The sequence below is a fragment of the Nostoc sp. FACHB-152 genome, from assembly GCF_014697475.1.
In the GTDB taxonomy this organism is placed as follows: domain Bacteria; phylum Cyanobacteriota; class Cyanobacteriia; order Cyanobacteriales; family Nostocaceae; genus Nostoc_B.
In genome coordinates, this window is the sequence record NZ_JACJRV010000100.1 from 1 (window position 1) to 19,381 (window position 19,381).

Genomic DNA, 19,381 nt, shown 5'->3' on the forward strand with positions numbered 1-19,381 from the left:
ATAATCCTCCATCTTGCCAAACTTCAACTAAATCACTATAACCATCTCGATTAACATCTCCAGTGAGATACTGTGTGTTATATCTAAAGTCACCCACAACAGTTGTGGCAGCTACGCTATTAAATATACCTTGTCCATTGTTCAAGTGACTTGCGGATTTAAATAATCCTCCATCTTGCCAAACTTCAACTAAATCACTATAACCATCTCGATTAACATCTCCAGTGAGATACTGTGTGTTATATCTAAAGTCACCCACAACATTTGTCACAATAGCCATAAAGTTCCTTTATACTTTGATTTTAAAGGATAATTCCACCGGAACCGCTCAATAATCCAGAGCAAACTGCTCAGTGAAAAGCCTGAAATGGCGTAAAATCTTTCTGAAATGGTAGGTTGCCCCGATTTATTGAACGGATACTTTTCAAACATCCTGTTTTCTAAAAGCTACAACAAGAATGTGAGGAACTTATGAAGAAATGCCTGGTTATTACGCGGATTTCACACCAACTTTGAAAAATCAAGGATAGAACCTGCGTTAAAGTTGGGGCGGCAGGCTTCTAGTTATAAAACAGCGCAAAAAGCCTTAGATAAAATGATTGCAGAGCTAAAACTTTTGGTTGAGAGTCTCTGAATCACCCAAAAAGCTATTTCTAAAGGCAAAATTTAACATCTTCCAGACATCGTGCTTTTTTTGTCGGTAATGTTAAGGAATATTTCGCCAACGGTATCGTTTAATACTCGTGAGTGAGTCTTTGATACTCATTAATGAGTGCTTGTTATTCATTAATGAGTCTTCAAAAAACCAAATTAACGGATAAATAAATATCTAGCACCTATAACTAATAAAAAGATGCCATACAGCTTCTTCATTGTTTCACTGCTGATAAATGGCTGATTAGCAAACAATGCACCGAAAAGATTGCCCACTAATAAACCAACTGCAATAACTACAGCGTATTTGATGTTGATGTTACCGCTACGGTAGTAAACTGCTGCACCTAAAAGCCCAATTGGTAAAATTTGGGCGGCGATGGAAGTACCAGTAGCAAATTTTTGATCCATACCCATCAACAGTACCATTGCGGGAACCATAATTGCACCGCCACCAATACCAAACATCCCGCCAGCAACGCCAGCAGCTAGACCAATCAGTAGCAGTTGTACAAGAATATTAGACATACAAAAATGTTTGTTGAATCACCAACTAATTTTAGGTGAGAAGATTGACTTGGGTAACATTCCATGAACACCTTTTTGGGGACTATTCACAACTTGGGTAATGCGAAAATTTACAGCTAAACTACATAATACATAGGCATCTTCTGGCGATAAGTTAGCAAAACGTGCTAGAAAATCAATCATATTTTTTAAGGCTTGTTCTAAGGCTGCATCTAAAGTTTGGGCAAAACCCATTGTGATGATATCTGTAGGGGTTTCAGCAATGGGTGTTGTGAGTGACAAGTCTTTGCGTAGTTTGAGAGAGATTCTACCATTCATAGAAGTCTCAATGGCAGTAACGTTAACTTCACCATCTCCTTGAGCAGAATGACCATCACCTATCGAAAATAATGCCCCAGGTACGTAAATCGGCAAAAATAACCGAGAACCTGCTTGGAGTTCGCGGTTATCAATGTTACCACCATAACAACCGGGCGGGATGGAATTGCGATCGCTTTCGGGTGTAGCGACACCCAGAATACCAAAAAAGGGTTGCAGGGGAATTTTGATGCCACTATCAGCTGGAAATTGGGCGATATTATTGGCTAAATCTAAAGGGATGAATCTTAATGCAGGTTCGGTAAACTGTTCGCTTAAAGCTCCCCAACCTGTACGAATAGCATTAAATCCAACAGGTAAACGCGGTGCGATCGCTTCTAAGTTTACTTCTAAAACATCCCCTGGTTCGGCATCGCGCACATAAATTGGCCCGGTAAGTAAATGTGGCCCACCTGCTATTTTGCGTTCTGGTGGCAGATTTTGGCAGATATCGAGAAATTCTGGGGTGAGAAACTCTGCTGGTGCTTTGTCGTAAATGTAGTAACCTGTGTAGGTTTCTACATCGATGGTGTCGCCTGAATCAATTGTCAGGGCTGGTTTTAGAAGATGAGAGAATCCACCGAGATGTACTGTGTCTTTGGTAGCTTTTAAGGTGTAGTTAGCCATTGAAAGGTTAAAGTATAAAAATTGATATTTCATACTTTACACTTCATACTTCAAGATTTTTATACTAGCTATTTCCTTGCAAGCGTCGTCTATCTTCAATAAGTTCTTCTAGCTTTCCTACTTCTTCAACTGTATAAAATGTCTGGTTGGGTTCGGATGTAATTTTATCCATCAAGGCGTAAAAAGCTTCAGTATCGTTGCGATGTTGTAACAGATAAGCTTTCAATTCAGATTTACTCATCGCCGCAAAGTTTGGTTTTTTCATTCTTCTGAATTGTATTTACGTACAAATCATGTAGAGACGTAGCAATGCTACGTCTCTACAAATTTTATCTATACAACCAAACCCGCAGTAAAGAAAGCAACTGCTCAATATCTACAGGTTTTGTGATGTAGTCTGACGCACCGGATTCGAGGCATTTTTCACGATCGCCTTGCATGGCTTTGGCGGTGAGTGCGATGATCGGTAAACTTCTAAACTGTTCGTGTTGACGAATTAGGCGGGTTGTCTCGTAACCATCCATTTCTGGCATCATCACATCCATTAACACCACGTCAATATCTGGTGTAGTTTCTAACATGGTGATGCCATCTCTGCCATTCTCGGCATATATGACTTGCATTTGATAGCGTTCTAACATACTTGTCAGGGCAAAGATGTTACGCACATCATCATCTACAATTAGAACTTTCTTATTCGTCAGTACGTAGTCACGCGAATGTAGTTGTTCCAGCATGAGCCGCTTAGGTTCGGGCAAGCTTGACTGGACGCGGTGCAGGAACAGTGTAGTTTCATCCAGCAGGCGTTCAGGCGATCGCACATCTTTAACGATGATTGTCTCTGTAATCCGCCGCAATTCTGTTTCTTGGGCTTTGGTTAATTCGATGCCAGTGTAAATAATGACGGGCAAAGATTCACCGTTGGGCAGCACCTTGATTTGCTGAAGCAGTTCCAACCCATTCATATCTGGTAGTCCTAAATCCAGGACGAGACAATCAAATTGTTGGGAGCGAATAGCTGCTAGGGCTTCTTGTCCAGTGGCGACGGCGGTAGTGGCGACATCGCTATTGCCAATCAACTCGACAATACTATGACGTTGATTGTCGTCATCTTCCACTATGAGCAAGTTCTTCACCCGGCGATCAACAAAACCTTTGATTTTGTTTAAAGCTTCAGATATACTTTCGCTGCTGGCAGGTTTTTGCAAATACGCTAACGCCCCTAGTTGCAAACTGCGCCGCTTTCCTTCTTCTACGGTCATGATATGTACAGGAATGTGGCGGGTATTGGGGTTATGTTTTAAGCGGTCTAACACCGTCCAACCATCAATATCTGGCAAGTGGATATCTAAGAGAATTCCCACAGGTTGGAATTGCTGGGCTAGTGACAGACCATTATTACCAGTTTGGGCAGCAATTACCTTGAATCCTTGCTCATGTGCCATCTCAACTAAGATGCGGGCAAAGTGAATGTCATCCTCAACAATCAGCAACACGCGATCGCCCTCTGCGATGTCGGTGCGATCGTCTTCTAGGACAGGGGCATGAGGATTGGGCAGTAGCCAGGGCAGTACGGAGGATGCTACCTCTGTGGTTGCAACTGTTGCTGGTGCTGGGTTTGAGTCTGTTTCTGTTGGTTCCTCGGTTGTGGTGAATAGCGTTTGTGTTGGAGAAGTCAGTAATAACCCAGATGTCTGCTCAGGAGTAATGATTTTGGAATCGGCGTTAAATTGCGGTAAGTAGAAGGTAAAGACGCTGCCTTGAGCTACATTGCTCACCAAGGTAATTTCTCCACCAAACAGACGGGCAATTTCCCGGCTGATGGATAAGCCCAAACCAGTTCCGCCGTATTTCCTGCTAGTTGTGCCATCTGCTTGTTGGAAGGCTTCAAAAATGACTTTTTGCTTTTCTGGGGGAATCCCAATACCTGTGTCAATTACAGAAAAGGCAACTACCGTTGAAGCGCGATTTAAGGTTTCTTGATTCAGACTCCAGCCGTGCTGGGCGACTTCAATTCGCAAGCGCACTTCACCACGCTCTGTAAATTTAAAAGCGTTAGAAAGCAGATTTTTCAGGACTTGTTGCAAGCGTTTCGGGTCGGTATAAATTGCTTTGGGCAAGTCTGGAGCCAATTCAATATTAAAATTGAGTCCTTTGTCTTGGGCTATTTGGCGGAAGGTGCGTTCTGTCTGTTCTCGCAAATCTGTGGCTAACATTTGGGACATATCAATTGACATGGTTCCCGATTCAATTTTGGCGAGGTCGAGAATGTCATTGATTAGTGCCAACAGGTCATTTCCGGCTGAGTAAATGGTGCGGCTGTATTCAACTTGTTTGCTGGTCAGGTTTCCTTCGACGTTATCTGTCAACAACTTAGCCAAGATTAACAAGCTGTTTAATGGTGTCCGCAGTTCGTGGGACATATTAGCCAGAAATTCCGATTTATATTTGGATGACAGTGCCAATTGTTCGGCTTTTTCTTCCAAAGACCGTCTTGCTTGCTCAATTTCGCGGTTTTTGCGCTCAACTTCTTTCTTTTGCTGTGCCAACAACTCGGCTTTTTCTTCGAGTTCGGCGTTGGTTTGTTGGAGTTCTTCTTGCTGTTTCTTGAGTAAATCTTCCGAAGTCTTCAGAGATTGGGCTTGTTGTTCGAGGCGTTTATTGGTTTCTTTGAGTTCGTTTTGTTGGGTTTGTAGTTCTTCTGCCAAAGATTGCGACTGTTTGAGCAATTCTTCGGTACGCATGGAAGCGGCGATCGTATTCAGAACGATCGCAATACTTTCGGTGAGTTGGTCGAAGAATGTCAAGTGAATTTCACTAAAGCGACGGAAGGACGCTAACTCAATCACTGCGGTGACTTGTCCTTCAAATAAGACGGGCAGAACTACAACATTGAGTGGGGCGGCTTCGCCTAAACCAGAGCTAATTTTTACGTAATTGGTCGGGACTTCTGTTAATAGAATTCGTTCTTTTTCTAACGCGCATTGTCCGACCAAACCTTCACCCAAGTGGAAGCGGTTTGCTAAATGCTTGCGTTCGCGGTAAGCATAACTGCTGAGGAGTTTGAGATTGGGTTGCTGTTGTTCGCCAGCATCCATTAAGTAGAATACGCCATGTTGTGCGCCTACCAGTGGTGCAAGTTCCGAGAGAATTAGCTTGGATACGGTTTCTAAGTCGCGCTGACCTTGCAGCATTCGGGTGAATTTGGCGAGGTTGGTCTTTAACCAGTCTTGTTCGGTGTTCTTTTGGGTTGTCTCGCGCAGATTGGCAATCATCTGGTTGATGTTGTCTTTCAGGATTGCCACTTCCCCTAGTGCTTCTACGGAAATCGACCGGGTTAAATCGCCTTTTGTTACTGCCGTTGCTACTTCGGCGATCGCGCGTAACTGAGTTGTGAGGGTGGCCGCTAGTTCGTTTACGTTGTCTGTCAAGTCTTTCCAAGTTCCGGCTGCACCTGGAACCTTAGCTTGACCGCCTAACTTCCCTTCAATTCCTACTTCCCGCGCTACGGTTGTTACCTGATTGGCGAAGGTCGCTAGGGTATCAATCATTTCGTTGATGGTTTCTGCTAAGGTTTCAATTTCGCCTTTAGCATCTAGCATCAATTTCCGCTTCAAGTCCCCATTCGCCACGGCGGTCACAACTCGTGCAATTCCTCGCACTTGGGCTGTTAAATTACCCGCCATCGAGTTTACATTGTCGGTCAAATCTTTCCATGTACCGGCTACCCCTTGCACTAAGGCTTGACCACCTAATTTCCCTTCCGTTCCCACCTCCCGCGCTACCCGCGTTACTTCAGAAGCGAAGGAACTGAGTTGATCCACCATTGTATTAATAGTGTTCTTCAAGTCGAGAATTTCACCTTTCACATCCACGGTGATTTTCTTCGACAAGTCACCATTCGCCACCGCCTTCGTTACTTCCGCGATGTTCCGCACCTGGGCTGTCAGATTCCCCGCCATTAAATTCACGTTGTCGGTGAGGTCTTTCCACGTACCGCCGACCCCTCGGACGTAGGCTTGTACACCCAGTTTTCCTTCCGTTCCCACCTCCCGCGCTACCCGCGTTACTTCTGAGGCGAAGGAGTTTAGCTGATCCACCATTGTATTAATAGTGTTTTTCAGTTCGAGAATTTCCCCTTTGACATCCACGGTGATTTTCTTCGATAAGTCGCCATTCGCCACCGCCGTCGTCACATCTGCAATGTTTCGCACCTGGGCTGTTAAGCTTCCCGCCATGAAGTTCACACTGTCGGTGAGGTCTTTCCACGTACCCGCAACGCCTTTTACTTCTGCTTGTACACCTAATTTGCCTTCCGTTCCCACCTCCCGCGCTACCCGCGTTACTTCTGAGGCGAAGGAATTAAGTTGATCCACCATCGTGTTGACAGTGTTTTTCAACTCCAGAATTTCCCCTTTTACATCAACGGAGATTTTCTTCGACAAGTCGCCATTCGCCACCGCCGTCGTCACCGCCGCGATGTTCCGTACTTGGGCTGTCAAACTTCCCGCCATGAAGTTCACCGAGTCGGTGAGGTCTTTCCACGTACCCGCAACACCTTTCACGTCTGCTTGTACGCCCAGTTTCCCTTCACTACCTACTTCCCTCGCCACCCTTGTTACTTCCGAGGCGAAGGAATTTAACTGATCCACCATGATATTGATGGTGTTTTTCAGTTCGAGAATCTCGCCTTTAACTTGGACTGTGATTTTCTTCGACAAGTCACCATTTGCGATCGCAGTTGCAACTTCCGCAATGCTGCGTACTTGGTCGGTGAGGTTCCCCGCCATCATATTCACCGCGCCTGTCAAGTCTTTCCACGTACCCGCAACGCCTCGCACTTCTGCTTGTACACCCAGTTTCCCTTCTGTACCTACTTCACGGGCTACCCTGGTTACTTCTGATGCAAAGGAACTCAGTTGATCCACCATTGTATTAATAGTGTTTTTCAACTCTAAAATTTCCCCTTTCACATCCACAGTGATTTTCTTGGACAAGTCGCCATTCGCCACCGCCGTCGTCACATCGGCTATATTTCGCACTTGGGCTGTCAAACTTCCCGCCATGAAGTTCACCGAGTCGGTCAAGTCCTTCCACGTACCCGCCACCCCTCGCACTTCTGCTTGTACGCCCAGTTTTCCTTCACTTCCCACTTCCCGTGCTACCCGCGTTACTTCCGAAGCAAAGGAGTTGAGTTGATCCACCATCGTATTGATAGTGTTTTTCAACTCTAAAATTTCGCCCTTTACATCTACAGTGATTTTCTTCGACAAGTCACCATTCGCCACCGCCGTTGTCACTTCCGCGATGTTTCGTACTTGGGCTGTCAAACTTCCCGCCATGAAGTTTACCGAGTCAGTCAAGTCCTTCCAGGTTCCGGCTACACCCCGCACATCTGCTTGTACACCCAGTTTTCCTTCACTTCCCACTTCTCGCGCTACCCGCGTTACTTCTGATGCAAAGGAACTCAGTTGATCCACCATGATATTGATGGTGTTTTTCAGTTCAAAAATTTCGCCTTTGACATCTACAGTAATTTTCTTCGACAAGTCACCATTCGCGATCGCTGTTGCAACTTCCGCAATATTCCGCACTTGTCCTGTAAGATTCCCCGCCATCAAATTCACATTATCGGTGAGGTCTTTCCACGTACCCGCCACACCCCGGACTTCTGCTTGTACACCTAACTTACCTTCCGTTCCCACTTCCCGCGCTACCCGCGTTACTTCCGAAGCAAAGGAGTTGAGTTGATCCACCATTGTATTAATAGTGTTTTTCAATTCGAGAATCTCGCCCTTCACATCCACAGTGATTTTCTTCGACAAGTCACCATTCGCCACCGCCGTTGTCACTTCTGCGATGTTCCGTACTTGGGCTGTCAAACTTCCCGCCATGAAGTTCACACTGTCCGTCAAGTCCTTCCACGTTCCCGCAACACCCCGGACATCCGCTTGTACGCCCAGTTTCCCTTCACTTCCTACTTCTCGCGCTACCCGCGTTACTTCTGATGCAAAGGAACTCAGTTGATCCACCATGATGTTGATGGTGTTTTTCAACTCTAGAATTTCGCCCTTCACATCTACAGTAATTTTCTTCGACAAGTCACCATTGGCGATCGCTGTTGCAACTTCCGCGATATTCCGCACTTGTCCTGTGAGGTTCCCCGCCATCAAATTCACGTTATCGGTCAGGTCTTTCCACGTTCCCGCAACGCCTCGCACTTCTGCTTGTACTCCTAGTTTTCCTTCTGTTCCCACCTCGCGCGCTACCCGCGTTACTTCCGAAGCGAAGGAGTTGAGTTGATCCACCATTGTGTTGACGGTGTTTTTCAACTCTAGAATTTCGCCTTTTACATCTACAGTAATTTTCTTGGATAAGTCGCCATTAGCGATCGCTGTTGCAACTTCCGCAATATTTCGCACCTGTCCTGTCAGGTTCCCCGCCATCAAATTCACATTATCGGTGAGGTCTTTCCAGGTTCCGGCTACACCTTTGACTTCTGCTTGTACGCCTAATTTCCCTTCCGTTCCCACTTCCCGCGCCACCCGCGTTACCTCACTCGCAAAGGAACCCAGGCGGTCTACCATTGTGTTGACGATTTTGGCAGTTTGGAGAAATTCTCCTTTGAGAGGTTTACCATCCATTTCTGTGGCTATGGTTTGCGATAAATCGCCATTAGCAACCGCCCGAATTACACGGGTAGTTTCAGCGGTCGGTTGAACTAAATCTGTAATTAGAGTGTTGACAGAATTCACACAATCTGACCAAGAACCCCGAACACTTCCTAAAGATGCCCGTTCGGTAATTTTGCCATCTTTGCCAACAACATTACCAATACGCTGTAGCTCTAATGCCATGCGTTCATTTTGGTCAATAATATCGTTGAGTGTGTCAGATATTTTACCTGCTAGTCCAGTTTGGTCAGCAGACATCCGAACAGAAAAGTCACCTTTTTTAACAGCAGTTAAGATTTTCAGAAGTTGTTTTAAATCAAGATTGTCTGAGTCTCTGGTTAACTGTTCGGTTGCCATTGCTATATCCTTGAGGAAGTTGAGAGGAGTAGTGGTTAACGCTGTTGCTGGGTAGTGTGAGATTAATGATTAAGGTAATAATTTAGGAATAATGGAACTGCACATTGTTGCTGTTTAACAGTTCCATAACGTTAATTGAAGGCTCATAAAGTCATCTCTAAGCTAAGGACTGTCTCAGAAAAAGATAGAAATGGGTGAATAATAGAATGCCTTAGTGCAAATGCCTTTAACAATAACCTTGACTTGATGAATCCAACTAAACTTTTTTGAAGATAGTTAACAAATATTTTTACAATTCTCAATAAATTATCAATAGCTCTCACTTATTGTAACTCTACCATTTGTTAACTTTAGCCGGAGGAAAATATTACGACAATAAAGCAGTAGATAGAAGGCAAAAGGAAATAAATTTGCTATTATGTTAAGTTTTACTTTTATCCACTTTAGATCCCCGACTTCTTACAGAAGTTGGAGATCTAGTGATTCCAATTTAGGGCTGCAATAGGACTCATATTTGATTTTTGAAGAAAATCAGTAAATTTCTACCTACCTTCTTTACTATTGCCTATTGCCTTCAGATAGCTATATGTTGACTAACAAAGTTAATTACATCTATCAAACCAGATTGAGTCTTTAAATTAGTAAAAATAAAAGGCTTTTCACCTCGCATTTTTTTGGCATCCCTTTCCATAATGCTTAAATCTGCACCAACATAGGGTGCAAGGTCAGTTTTATTAATGACTAACAAATCTGACTTAGTAATTCCTGGCCCACCTTTACGAGGAATTTTATCACCAGCAGCCACATCAATAACGTAAATTGTCAAATCTACTAATTCTGGACTAAAGGTAGCAGCTAAATTATCGCCACCGCTTTCTAAAAAGACTAAATCTAAGTTATTAAAACGCTGTTCTAACTGTTCAATAGCAGCTAAATTCATCGAAGCGTCTTCACGAATCGCCGTGTGAGGACAGCCGCCAGTTTCCACACCCAAAATGCGATCGCCTGCTAAAGCCTGAGAACGCACCAAAAACTGCGCGTCCTCCTGAGTATAAATATCATTTGTCACCACCGCAATATGATAGCGATCGCGTAACGCCTTACATAAAGCATCCACTAAAGCCGTCTTTCCCGAACCCACCGGGCCAGCAACACCAACTCGAAATGCGGTCATAGTCAATAGTCAATGGTCAATGGTAATTAGTAAATCGTAAGTAGGGTGCTTTAGGTTGAAGCTGTAATGTACTGCAATATAAAGACAGTAACTTAATTTTTACTTTATAAATAAACTCCTAGTTGGTATTTTTGGGACGGAAAATATCGGTTAATTCTTCTTTGGTCATGTTATAAGGGAAGGGATAAATTTTAGCATCGGGACTGCGACGATTAACAAATAACTCTCTGATTGCTTCATCATCAGTAGGGTGTTGTCGGATATACGTTTTTAATTCTTGACGAGTCATTTGAGTAAAATCAGGCTTGGTCATCTTCGTAAAACTCCCAACGTCCATCTTCAAAAATGATGATTTCTATTCCTTCATTAATCCCAGCTAGTATAAATATATGTTTATATAGTGCATCATATCTAAATAAATGTATGGGCTGTAACATATCTGAGAGTGATTGACATACAAAAACAGCAGCCCTTGATTGATCACAGGTTGGCATTGATTAAAATTTTTTCTCCTAATTTTAGGATAGATTTCAATATTTAAATAGCCTAACCCGAATTTGACTATCAACCTCAACTTCTAAACAACCTTGTATACTGCGTTTCATGTCGCATACTAGCTAACGATAAACCCCAGCTACAACAACTCAGTTCATCATCCTCTAAACCGAGAATTTCCTGAACAGTAGCACTAATTAATGGTTGTAAATCTAACAATAATTCTTGTCCTGTGGTTTGTCCTAATGGAATAAGTTTAACACCGGCGGTGATGAGATTAGTCGCCCAACTATGCAGATATGCGAGCATAGCAGCATGGAGATTGATTTGCCAATGGGCAGCAGCGATGCCAAAAGCGATCGCATAATTACAAGGATTACCCACAGTATTAATAGTAGGTAGTAGTTCTGGTTGTAGTTTACCAAGTAACTGTACAAGCGATCGCCCCATCTGCCAGCTAGAGTGACGTAACTCTTGAGTTTCTCTCGCCGCCGATAACCAGCAATTCCAATAATAAAGGGTTTCTAAATCTTCAGCGATCGCAGATTTCGCAGCCCTTAACATCACCGCCGCCTCTAAGCGAATTGCCCCATAACGCAGTTCCGATGTTATCCACTGTTTTAATGCCTCTGGCTGGGAAATTATACCCTCTTCTACTAAAGTTTCCAAACCTTCCGAATAACTATAAGCACCTACAGGTAAACCTGGACTAGCTAACTGCAAAATCCACAAAAAATGGCTATCAGTGAGAGTGATGTCCATAAGCGCCTAATTCTGGCTGAAAAGGTGCAACTTCTTCTTTAATTTCTAGCCCCAGATGTTCCAGCATTGTGCTTAAAACCGAATCAGGCGATAAACGTAAATAACCAGGCGTAATTTCTACAGGCACATGACGATTTCCTAAATGATATGCCGCCCGCATTAATAACAGTGGCGTTGAGGCAAACACAGTTATAACTGGTTCCGGTTTAGCAACAATTCTAATTACACTACCATCCGTTTCATCTTGCAGAATATCGCCATCCCGCAGCACAGTGCCTCTAGATAAACGTAAAAACACAACCTGACCATCCTCCGTTTCAAAGCGATGGCGGCTACGGGTGCGTTCTTCCGCAGTCAGTGCCAGAGTCAAACTTACAACAGCATCAAAATTAGGTGGTTTACGTTGCGTCAACGTTATACAATTTTGAATTTTAGATTTTGGATTTTGGATTGATCCCATAAATTCCCAACTCCCCACTCCCCACTCCCTACCTTTTAGGCACAAAGAAAACTAACTCTTTTTCTCTGTGCCACCACGTTTATCACATCTATAGAATATAGGTGGCGCAAGTATTTACTTTTAACTATTTGCGCGTAGCTATACCTAACTTAACTCCCTCAACTTGGCGAACTTTATCCATCACAGCCACCACTTTACCGTGATTAACAGCCTCATCCGCATTGAGTACCACCAATAGTTGTTGTTGGGGTGCTATTTTCTGTCTTACCTTTGCTTCTAATTGTTCTAAACTGGTTGGTTCCTTGTTCAAAAATAGTTCGCCAGCACTATTAATTGTCACTGTTACTTGCGCTGGACGCTCTGATTTTCCCGTAGCCGCTTGAGGTAAATTAACTGGTAAACCCTCAGAACGATTTAAAAACAGCGTTGACATAATAAAAAATGTCAAAATCGCAAATATCACATCGATCATCGGCACAATATTAATTTGTGCTGGGATATCCGGGTCATCTGGTAGACGCATACATTTTATCTCCTCGTTCATAGCGACGACGGTAAAGTAATTCTAACTCTCCACCATATTCTTGAATCAAAGCTATTTGTCGTTGATAAAGCCCACGAAAAGTATTAGCGAAAAACAACGTAAAAATCGCTACAATTAGACCTGACGCTGTCGATACTAACGCCTCACTAATACCGCTCGTTACCCCAGCCGTTTTGCTTCCGCCTACATCACCAATATTGAGAGAAGCGAAAGAAGTAATCAACCCTAACACAGTACCGAGAAGGCCTAACAGAGGCGCAAGCGAAATAATCGTGTCAAAAATTGTAGTAAACCGCTTAAGTAAAGGTATTTCCGCTTGTGCTTCGCTTTCTAAGGCTAAACGGAATTCTTCTGGAGTCGCTTCTTCTAATTCCAAAGCCGTCAAAAAAATCCTGGCGATGGGTAAATCTGCATTCTTTTGCAGTATGTCAATAGCAGTTACTACATTATTTAAACGGTAAGCGTTCAAAACATCTCTTACCACTCGTTGCTGCCGTCTGTTAACTTTAATCCAAAACCTGACCCGTTCAATAATTAACGCTACCGCCAACACAGAAAAAAATAGCAGTGGCCACATCACCACGCCACCAGCTATGAACACATTTTTAATATCCATGTACTATTTCTCAAGTCTCTAGATGAATTTACCTATTATTATCGCCAGCATAGCCGACATAATCTTCTCAAAATAACTTAAAACAAATGAGAATCTATGTCAATCAATTAAGTATGAACTAGCTAACAAACTTCTTTTATTATTGATTTTCAGCCTACAAAAACAATATTTTTCCCTAATTGATTTGCAATCTATATCAAAAAGTAACTTGACTAAGTGAGCGATCTTTGCATCAAGTTTATGGCAAGAGGTCAAATTTAATGAAAATTCATAGCAACAAATATGAGGTGATTTTTATGCTGATAGTTTTACAAGCGCGTCTAGTGGTCTGGCAAGCCAACTTTGCGTAGTGGTGAGCAAAGGAGCGGAAAAGATGGAGAAGGGTGTAGGGGCTTGAACCCTTATTGGTTTCGGTGCAGGGTATAAAAAAATATATAGCTTTCTCTTTCTCCCACACCCTGCACCCTGTTTTTGGTCAACTAGAAATTAAAAGATAGTAAAAATACTGAAGCACCTGGCAAGTTGCTGCATTTAAAATAACCTTGAATTAAATACTAACATTTAGGTAATTATTGTTAAATTATTCATGTTGCTCAAATTTTTATACTGAAATAGTTCCAGATACTTATTACTTCTTCAGTATTTGAAGTGTTTCAAGCCTCTCTATCAATATATTGCATCTGTATAAATTATTTAAATATTTACCTAAATCAAAAGGAGATTGGGTATGTCTTTTGTTGACAAAGCGAACAAAAAAACAGGGCCATATAAACTTCTGGCTCTTGATGGTGGCGGTATCCGTGGAGTGATTACTCTTGAAGTGTTAGCGAAAATTGAAGCGACATTGCGGGATGCATTGGGTGGCGATCAGAATTTTGTTTTAGCCGATTACTTTGATTACATCGCAGGTACAAGTACGGGTGCAATCATCGCCACTGCCCTCTCCTTGGGAATGTCCGTAGCCAAGATTCAAGAATTTTATCAAGAAGCTGGTAAGAGAATGTTTGACAAAGCATTCATCTTCGAGATCACCAGAATGGCTCTCTATAAATACGGAGATAAAAACCTTGCAGATCAACTCAAGCAGGTATTTGGAGAATCTACTACCTTCGGTAGTGAACGACTGAAAACTCTGCTGATGCTTGTAATGCGTAATGCTAACACAGACTCGCCTTGGCCCCTCTCCAATAACCCTAAAGCTAAGTTCAACAACTCTAATAGACCAGACTCTAACTTAAACCTTCCCCTTTGGCAGCTTGTCCGAGCCAGTACTGCTGCTCCAACTTTCTTTCCCCCAGAGACAGTGCAGTTAGGTGACAAGAAGTTCGTCTTTGTTGATGGCGGTGTGACTCCCTATAATAATCCAGCCTTTCAACTCTTTTTGATGGCGACTCTAGAACCCTACCAATTGATGTGGCCCGCAGGTGAGGACAATATGCTTTTGGTGTCCATCGGTACTGGTATAACCCCTAACATCAATCCAGAACTGAAAGCCGCCAATATGCACACACTCTATAATGCTCAAACTCTTCCGATGGCACTGATGCTGGCTGCACAGTACGAACAGGATTTTCTGTGTCGCATTTTCGGCAAGTGTTTATTAGGCGACACCATTGATCAAGAAGTAGGCGATTTACTCAAGACAAAGGGGCCTCTAGAATCTAAGCTTTTCACCTACTTACGCTACAACGTTGAATTGACTCGTGAAGGACTGAATAAATTAGGTGGATTGGACGATATTAAAGTAAAGGATGTCCAACAAATGGATTCAGTTGAACATATGGGTGAGTTAAAGCTTATAGGAAAAGCGATCGCCAAAACAGTACAACCGCAGCATTTTAGTAATTTCCTACACTCATCAGATTCCTTGACAACAGTAAGTTAAGGGAGATCCGGCAAAATAAATCCCTAGCTTTTGTAATTAAATTTAAGCGTAGCCAACAAGGGCTAGCAGTTTATGACTAAATTTTGTGATGCTTTCATATCTTATGGGCGAGCTGATAGTAAAGCCTTTGCTACGAAACTTCAAGCTCGCTTAGTAGAACAAGGGCTAAAAGTCTGGTTTGACTTTAATGATATTCCCCTTGGGGTAGATTTTCAGAATCAAATAGATGATGGTATTGAAAAATCACACCATTTCGTGTTCATCATTGCACCGCATTCAGTTAATTCGGCCTACTGTCGCAAAGAAATCGAGTTAGCAATTAAGCTGAATAAGCGGATTATCCCATTGCTACACGTGATGCAGATTAGTCGGGAAACGTGGCAGCAAAGAAACCCGAATGGCACAGATGATAATTGGGAGGCTTATCAGGCTAAAGGGTTAAATGACAGTTACCAAAATATGCACCCAAAAATTTCCTCTTTAAACTGGGTGTATTTTCAAGACGATAAAGATGATTTTGAAAAGTCTTTAGCAGATTTAACTACATTACTCCATTCTCATACTGATTATGTTGAGCCGCATACCCGATTTTTAACAAAAGCATTGGAGTGGCAAAGGTATCAAAAGCAAACGAGTAATTTGTTAGTTGGAGAAGAAATACAACAAGCTCAATCTTGGCTAAAAAAACGCTTTAAAGATGAGCAACCGCCTTGTATTCCTAGCGATTTGCATGGCGAATACATTACTCAAAGTATCAAGAATGCAAATAACTTGATGACTCAGGTGTTCTTGTCCTATTCTAATCAAGATAGGGCAGTAATGGAGAAAATTCGCAATAGTTTGCAGCGAGAGAGCATTACGGTTTGGACGAACACCACAGATATTAAAACTGGGGAAGAATTTCACGAAGCAATTAAGCGAGGGATTGAACAAGCAGATAATATAGTATATCTGCTTTCTCCTGACGCAGTAAACTCTACTTACTGTCAGCAAGAATTGGACTTAGCTGTGACGCTGAATAAGCGAATTATTCCCTTACTAGTGCAAGAAACCGATTTAATGCAGGTTCCGTCAGCACTGCGAAATTTGCAATATATAGACTTGACAGACAACGAAAAGGAAGATGATTACTTCCTCGACCAAAGTCAACTTATAAATATTTTGCATCAGGATGCTGCTTATTACACCGAGCATAAAATACTGTTGACAAAAGCCTTGAATTGGCAGAGACAGCAGAATAATCCTAGCATTTTGCTGCGAGGCTTTAACTTGCAGAGTGCAGCAACTTGGTTAAAAGTGGCGCAGAAAAGGACAGATCATCCACCCACGCCGTTACAGCAAGAGTTCATTACTGAAAGTTTAGAGCAACCGCCATTAGAATCAATAGATGTGTTTATTTCCTATTCTCGTGCTGACGCAGACTTAGCGAGAAAGCTGAATGATGCTTTACAGTTACAGGGAAAAACGACATGGTTTGACCAGGAAAGTATTCCATCAGGGAGTGATTTTAAAGAAGAGATTTATCGAGGGATTAACACGTCTGATAATTTTATTTTTATTATCTCACCGCGATCGATAAATTCGCCTTACTGTCAAAGTGAAGTCGAGTATGCAAGTTCGTTAAATAAACGCTTTGTGACTGTGTTGCATCGGGAGATAAATACAGCAGAATTGCATCCAGATTTAGCTAAGGTGCAGTGGATTGATTTTAATCAGAATAGTAGAGATTTTAATACTAACTTCAATCAATTAATCAGAACCATTGATACTGATAGGGAACACGTTCACAGTCATAGCAAATGGTTGAAGAGGGCGTTGGAGTGGGAGCAGAACGGTAAAAATGATGACTTGTTGTTGCGAGGTAGTGAATTTTTAATTGCTCAAAATTGGTTAGAGACAACTGAACAAGAAAACAAAAAGCCTGCCGCGACTTCGTTGCATAAAGCATTTTTAGAGGTAAGCAAAAACGCAATTGAAGCAGCAAAGGAAGAAGAAAAACGTCGTCAAGCAGAAATGCTACGTTTGCAGTCAGAACGTGCGAAAGAAGCTGAAGCACGGCTAGCAGAACAGAAAAAAAGTGCTAAACGACAAAAGTTTTTTCTTGCTGCTATCAGTATGGCATTAGTAGCTGCTGTTGGTTTTAGCATCCAAGCTTCAGTGGAGAGCGCAAAAGCCAAAAAAGCTCAAAATGAACAACTTGATTCTGGAAGTCTATCTGCCATTTTACTCTCACAGCAAAATCTACAGTTTGATGCCCTGCGGGGAGCGATGAATGCTGGGAGAATACTAAAGAGCGTTGGAAAAAAGACAACCTCCTCCGCAATTCAGAACCAAATTTTAACAGCATTACAGGCGGCAGTTTATGGAGATGGATTTAGAGAACAAAATCGTTTAAAAGGACATGACGGTACAGTTTTTAGTGTTAGTTTTAGCCCGGACGATCAGATAATTGCCTCAGCGAGTGGAGACGGTACAATCAGATTTTGGAGTTTTAAAGATGAGATAAAGCCTATTCCTCTCATCAAGGTGGGTACTGATGTTTATAGTGTGAGTTTTAGTCCTGACGGAAATATTATTGCCTCTGGTGACAAAAAAAATACTGTCAAACTGTGGAGCAAGGAAGGAAAGTTGCTCCAAGACCTCAAGGGTCATACAGGTTCAATCAAGAGTGTAGTTTGGAGTCCTGACGGCAATACTATTGCCTCTGGCAGTGATGACAAAACTGTTAGATTGTGGAATAAACAAGGCAAGCTGATCGAGATCCTTAAAGGTCATAACAATACAGTCACGAGTGTCAGTTTCAGCCCCGACGGTAAGACAATTGCCACGGCTAGCAAGGATGGGAAAATCATACTTTGGAGCAAGAAGGGGGAGCAATTCAATTTCCCCAAAACCTTGAACTGTTGCCAGGAAGATGTTAATAGTGTCAGTCTTAGTCCTGATAAGAAGGCAATAGCCTCTGGTCATGAAGACAATACTGTTAAACTTCCACAAGGTGTTAATAGTGTCAGTTTTAGTCTTGATGGGAATACTATTGCCTCTGCTAGTGATGACAATACTGTTAAACTGTGGCGCAAGGATGGTAAGCTTCTTGTGAACCTCGAAGGGCATAATGATCGCGTCAGGAGCGTAGTTTGGAGTCCCAATGGGAATACTATTGCCTCTGCTAGTGATGACAAGACTGTTAAACTGTGGCGCAGCAAGGATGGTAAGCTTCTTCAGACCTTTATTGGTCATAACGCTGCAATTCGGAGTGTCAGCTTTAGCCATGATGGTCAGGCAATAGCCACTACCAGTGAGGACAATACCATTAGGCTGTGGAGGGAATCACTCCATAAACTCCACATCCAAGGCCCTAAAAATAAAAGTATAGATTGGAGTCTCTATAAAAATACTGTTGCATCTCATAATGTTCAAAAGCAGATTGTCGAGATCTGTACAAAATTGGGCGAATGTACTATGACCCAAGAATTTAGCCCAGACGAAAACACCATTGCTTGTGCCAGTAAAGACGATATCATCAAACTCTGGAACGAACAGAGTCAGAAATTTAAAACTCTTGGCGAACATACAAGTGAGATTACTAGCATTAGTTTTAGTCCTGACTGTAAAACGCTTGTCTCTGGTAGTGATGACAATACTATTAAGTTATGGAGCCTAGAGAAAAAGTCTGAAAAACCCAAAACCCTCAGAGGACATACCGGTGATGTTTTAAGCGTTACTTTCAGTCCCGACGGAAAGACCATTGCTTCTGGTAGTAAAGACAATACCATCAAACTCTGGAATAACAACGGAAAGCCACGCCAAACCTTGATTGGTCATCATAAGCGTGTGACTAGCGTGAGATTTAGCCTGGATAGCAAGACCCTTTTATCTACCAGTAGTAATGGCGAAGAAGTGATTGAGTGGAAATTAGCAGATTTTCAACTTGACAAGCTAATAGAGGATGCTTGCACTCAAATGGAAGATTATCTGAAGTATCATGCTGATGATAGCGATCGCAACCTGTGTAAATAGGAGAAACGCACCTTATTGCCCTAACTGTCTAATAAAAAAGTTAAGTTAGGGTAATAAACGAGAAGTCAACAGATGAAAACTTAGCTTGGTTAGCCAAACTTGTTTGATTAGTCAAATTAGCCAGAACGCTTATAGAACCCATTTGACATCTTAGGAAGAACCTGCAAGCCTCTTAATCATGAGCCTGATGAAGCAGAGGTTGAGTTTGGCAGTGGCACTAGCTAGAGTTCG

At 42.5% G+C, this 19,381-nt stretch carries 14 protein-coding genes; 2 read left to right on the forward strand and 12 right to left on the reverse strand.

Annotated features, from left to right (window positions below; genetic code table 11):
- The 12 genes from H6G76_RS32455 to H6G76_RS32510 form a co-directional block, all read right to left on the reverse strand.
- A partial coding sequence (locus H6G76_RS32455) for an FG-GAP-like repeat-containing protein (protein WP_190710065.1) occupies window positions 1-280 on the reverse strand: 280 nt, incomplete at its 3' end.
- A gap of 530 nt (window positions 281-810) precedes the next feature.
- On the reverse strand, window positions 811-1,182 hold the full coding sequence (locus tag H6G76_RS32460) for a sulfite exporter TauE/SafE family protein (protein ID WP_190710067.1): 372 nt from the start codon (window positions 1,180-1,182) through the stop codon (window positions 811-813).
- Between the two features lie 18 nt (window positions 1,183-1,200).
- A complete protein-coding gene (locus H6G76_RS32465) occupies window positions 1,201-2,166 on the reverse strand; it encodes an acetamidase/formamidase family protein (RefSeq protein ID WP_190710091.1) in 966 nt (321 codons plus the stop codon).
- Between the two features lie 64 nt (window positions 2,167-2,230).
- A complete protein-coding gene (locus H6G76_RS32470) occupies window positions 2,231-2,431 on the reverse strand; it encodes a DUF6887 family protein (protein WP_190710069.1) in 201 nt (66 codons plus the stop codon).
- 64 nt (window positions 2,432-2,495) lie between these two features.
- Window positions 2,496-9,197 carry a HAMP domain-containing protein gene (locus H6G76_RS32475; protein WP_190710071.1) on the reverse strand — a complete coding sequence of 2,234 codons (6,702 nt, stop codon included), beginning with the start codon at window positions 9,195-9,197 and terminating at the stop codon, window positions 2,496-2,498.
- Between the two features lie 574 nt (window positions 9,198-9,771).
- On the reverse strand, window positions 9,772-10,371 hold the full coding sequence (gene ureG, locus H6G76_RS32480; protein ID WP_190710074.1) for an urease accessory protein UreG: 600 nt from the start codon (window positions 10,369-10,371) through the stop codon (window positions 9,772-9,774).
- A 118-nt stretch (window positions 10,372-10,489) separates the two neighbouring features.
- A complete protein-coding gene (locus H6G76_RS32485) occupies window positions 10,490-10,684 on the reverse strand; it encodes a DUF6887 family protein (protein WP_190710075.1) in 195 nt (64 codons plus the stop codon).
- Window positions 10,671-10,865 carry a DUF6888 family protein gene (locus tag H6G76_RS32490; RefSeq protein WP_190710077.1) on the reverse strand — a complete coding sequence of 65 codons (195 nt, stop codon included), beginning with the start codon at window positions 10,863-10,865 and terminating at the stop codon, window positions 10,671-10,673. The genes H6G76_RS32485 and H6G76_RS32490 overlap by 14 nt, the downstream gene beginning before the upstream one ends.
- Window positions 10,866-10,941: 76 nt before the next feature.
- Complete coding sequence (locus H6G76_RS32495) at window positions 10,942-11,628, reverse strand: urease accessory protein UreF (protein WP_190710079.1); 687 nt, start codon at window positions 11,626-11,628, stop codon at window positions 10,942-10,944.
- Entirely contained in the window at window positions 11,609-12,088 is a 480-nt protein-coding gene (gene ureE, locus H6G76_RS32500; protein WP_190710081.1) for an urease accessory protein UreE, read from the reverse strand. Before ureE ends, H6G76_RS32495 begins: the two co-directional genes overlap by 20 nt.
- A 124-nt stretch (window positions 12,089-12,212) precedes the next feature.
- On the reverse strand, window positions 12,213-12,611 hold the full coding sequence (locus H6G76_RS32505) for a biopolymer transporter ExbD (RefSeq protein WP_190710083.1): 399 nt from the start codon (window positions 12,609-12,611) through the stop codon (window positions 12,213-12,215).
- The gene (locus tag H6G76_RS32510) at window positions 12,595-13,248 is read right to left on the reverse strand and encodes a MotA/TolQ/ExbB proton channel family protein (RefSeq protein ID WP_190710085.1); all 654 of its coding nucleotides are present in this window, start codon (window positions 13,246-13,248) and stop codon (window positions 12,595-12,597) included. The genes H6G76_RS32505 and H6G76_RS32510 overlap by 17 nt, the downstream gene beginning before the upstream one ends.
- Window positions 13,249-13,975: 727 nt before the next feature.
- Between H6G76_RS32510 and H6G76_RS32515 the strand changes: the two genes are divergently transcribed.
- Together H6G76_RS32515 and H6G76_RS32520 are read left to right on the forward strand one after the other, a co-directional pair.
- Window positions 13,976-15,133 carry a patatin-like phospholipase family protein gene (locus H6G76_RS32515; RefSeq protein ID WP_190710087.1) on the forward strand — a complete coding sequence of 386 codons (1,158 nt, stop codon included), beginning with the start codon at window positions 13,976-13,978 and terminating at the stop codon, window positions 15,131-15,133.
- Between the two features lie 72 nt (window positions 15,134-15,205).
- Entirely contained in the window at window positions 15,206-19,150 is a 3,945-nt protein-coding gene (locus tag H6G76_RS32520) for a TIR domain-containing protein (RefSeq protein WP_190710089.1), read from the forward strand.
- The last annotated feature ends 231 nt before the right edge of the window (window positions 19,151-19,381 follow it).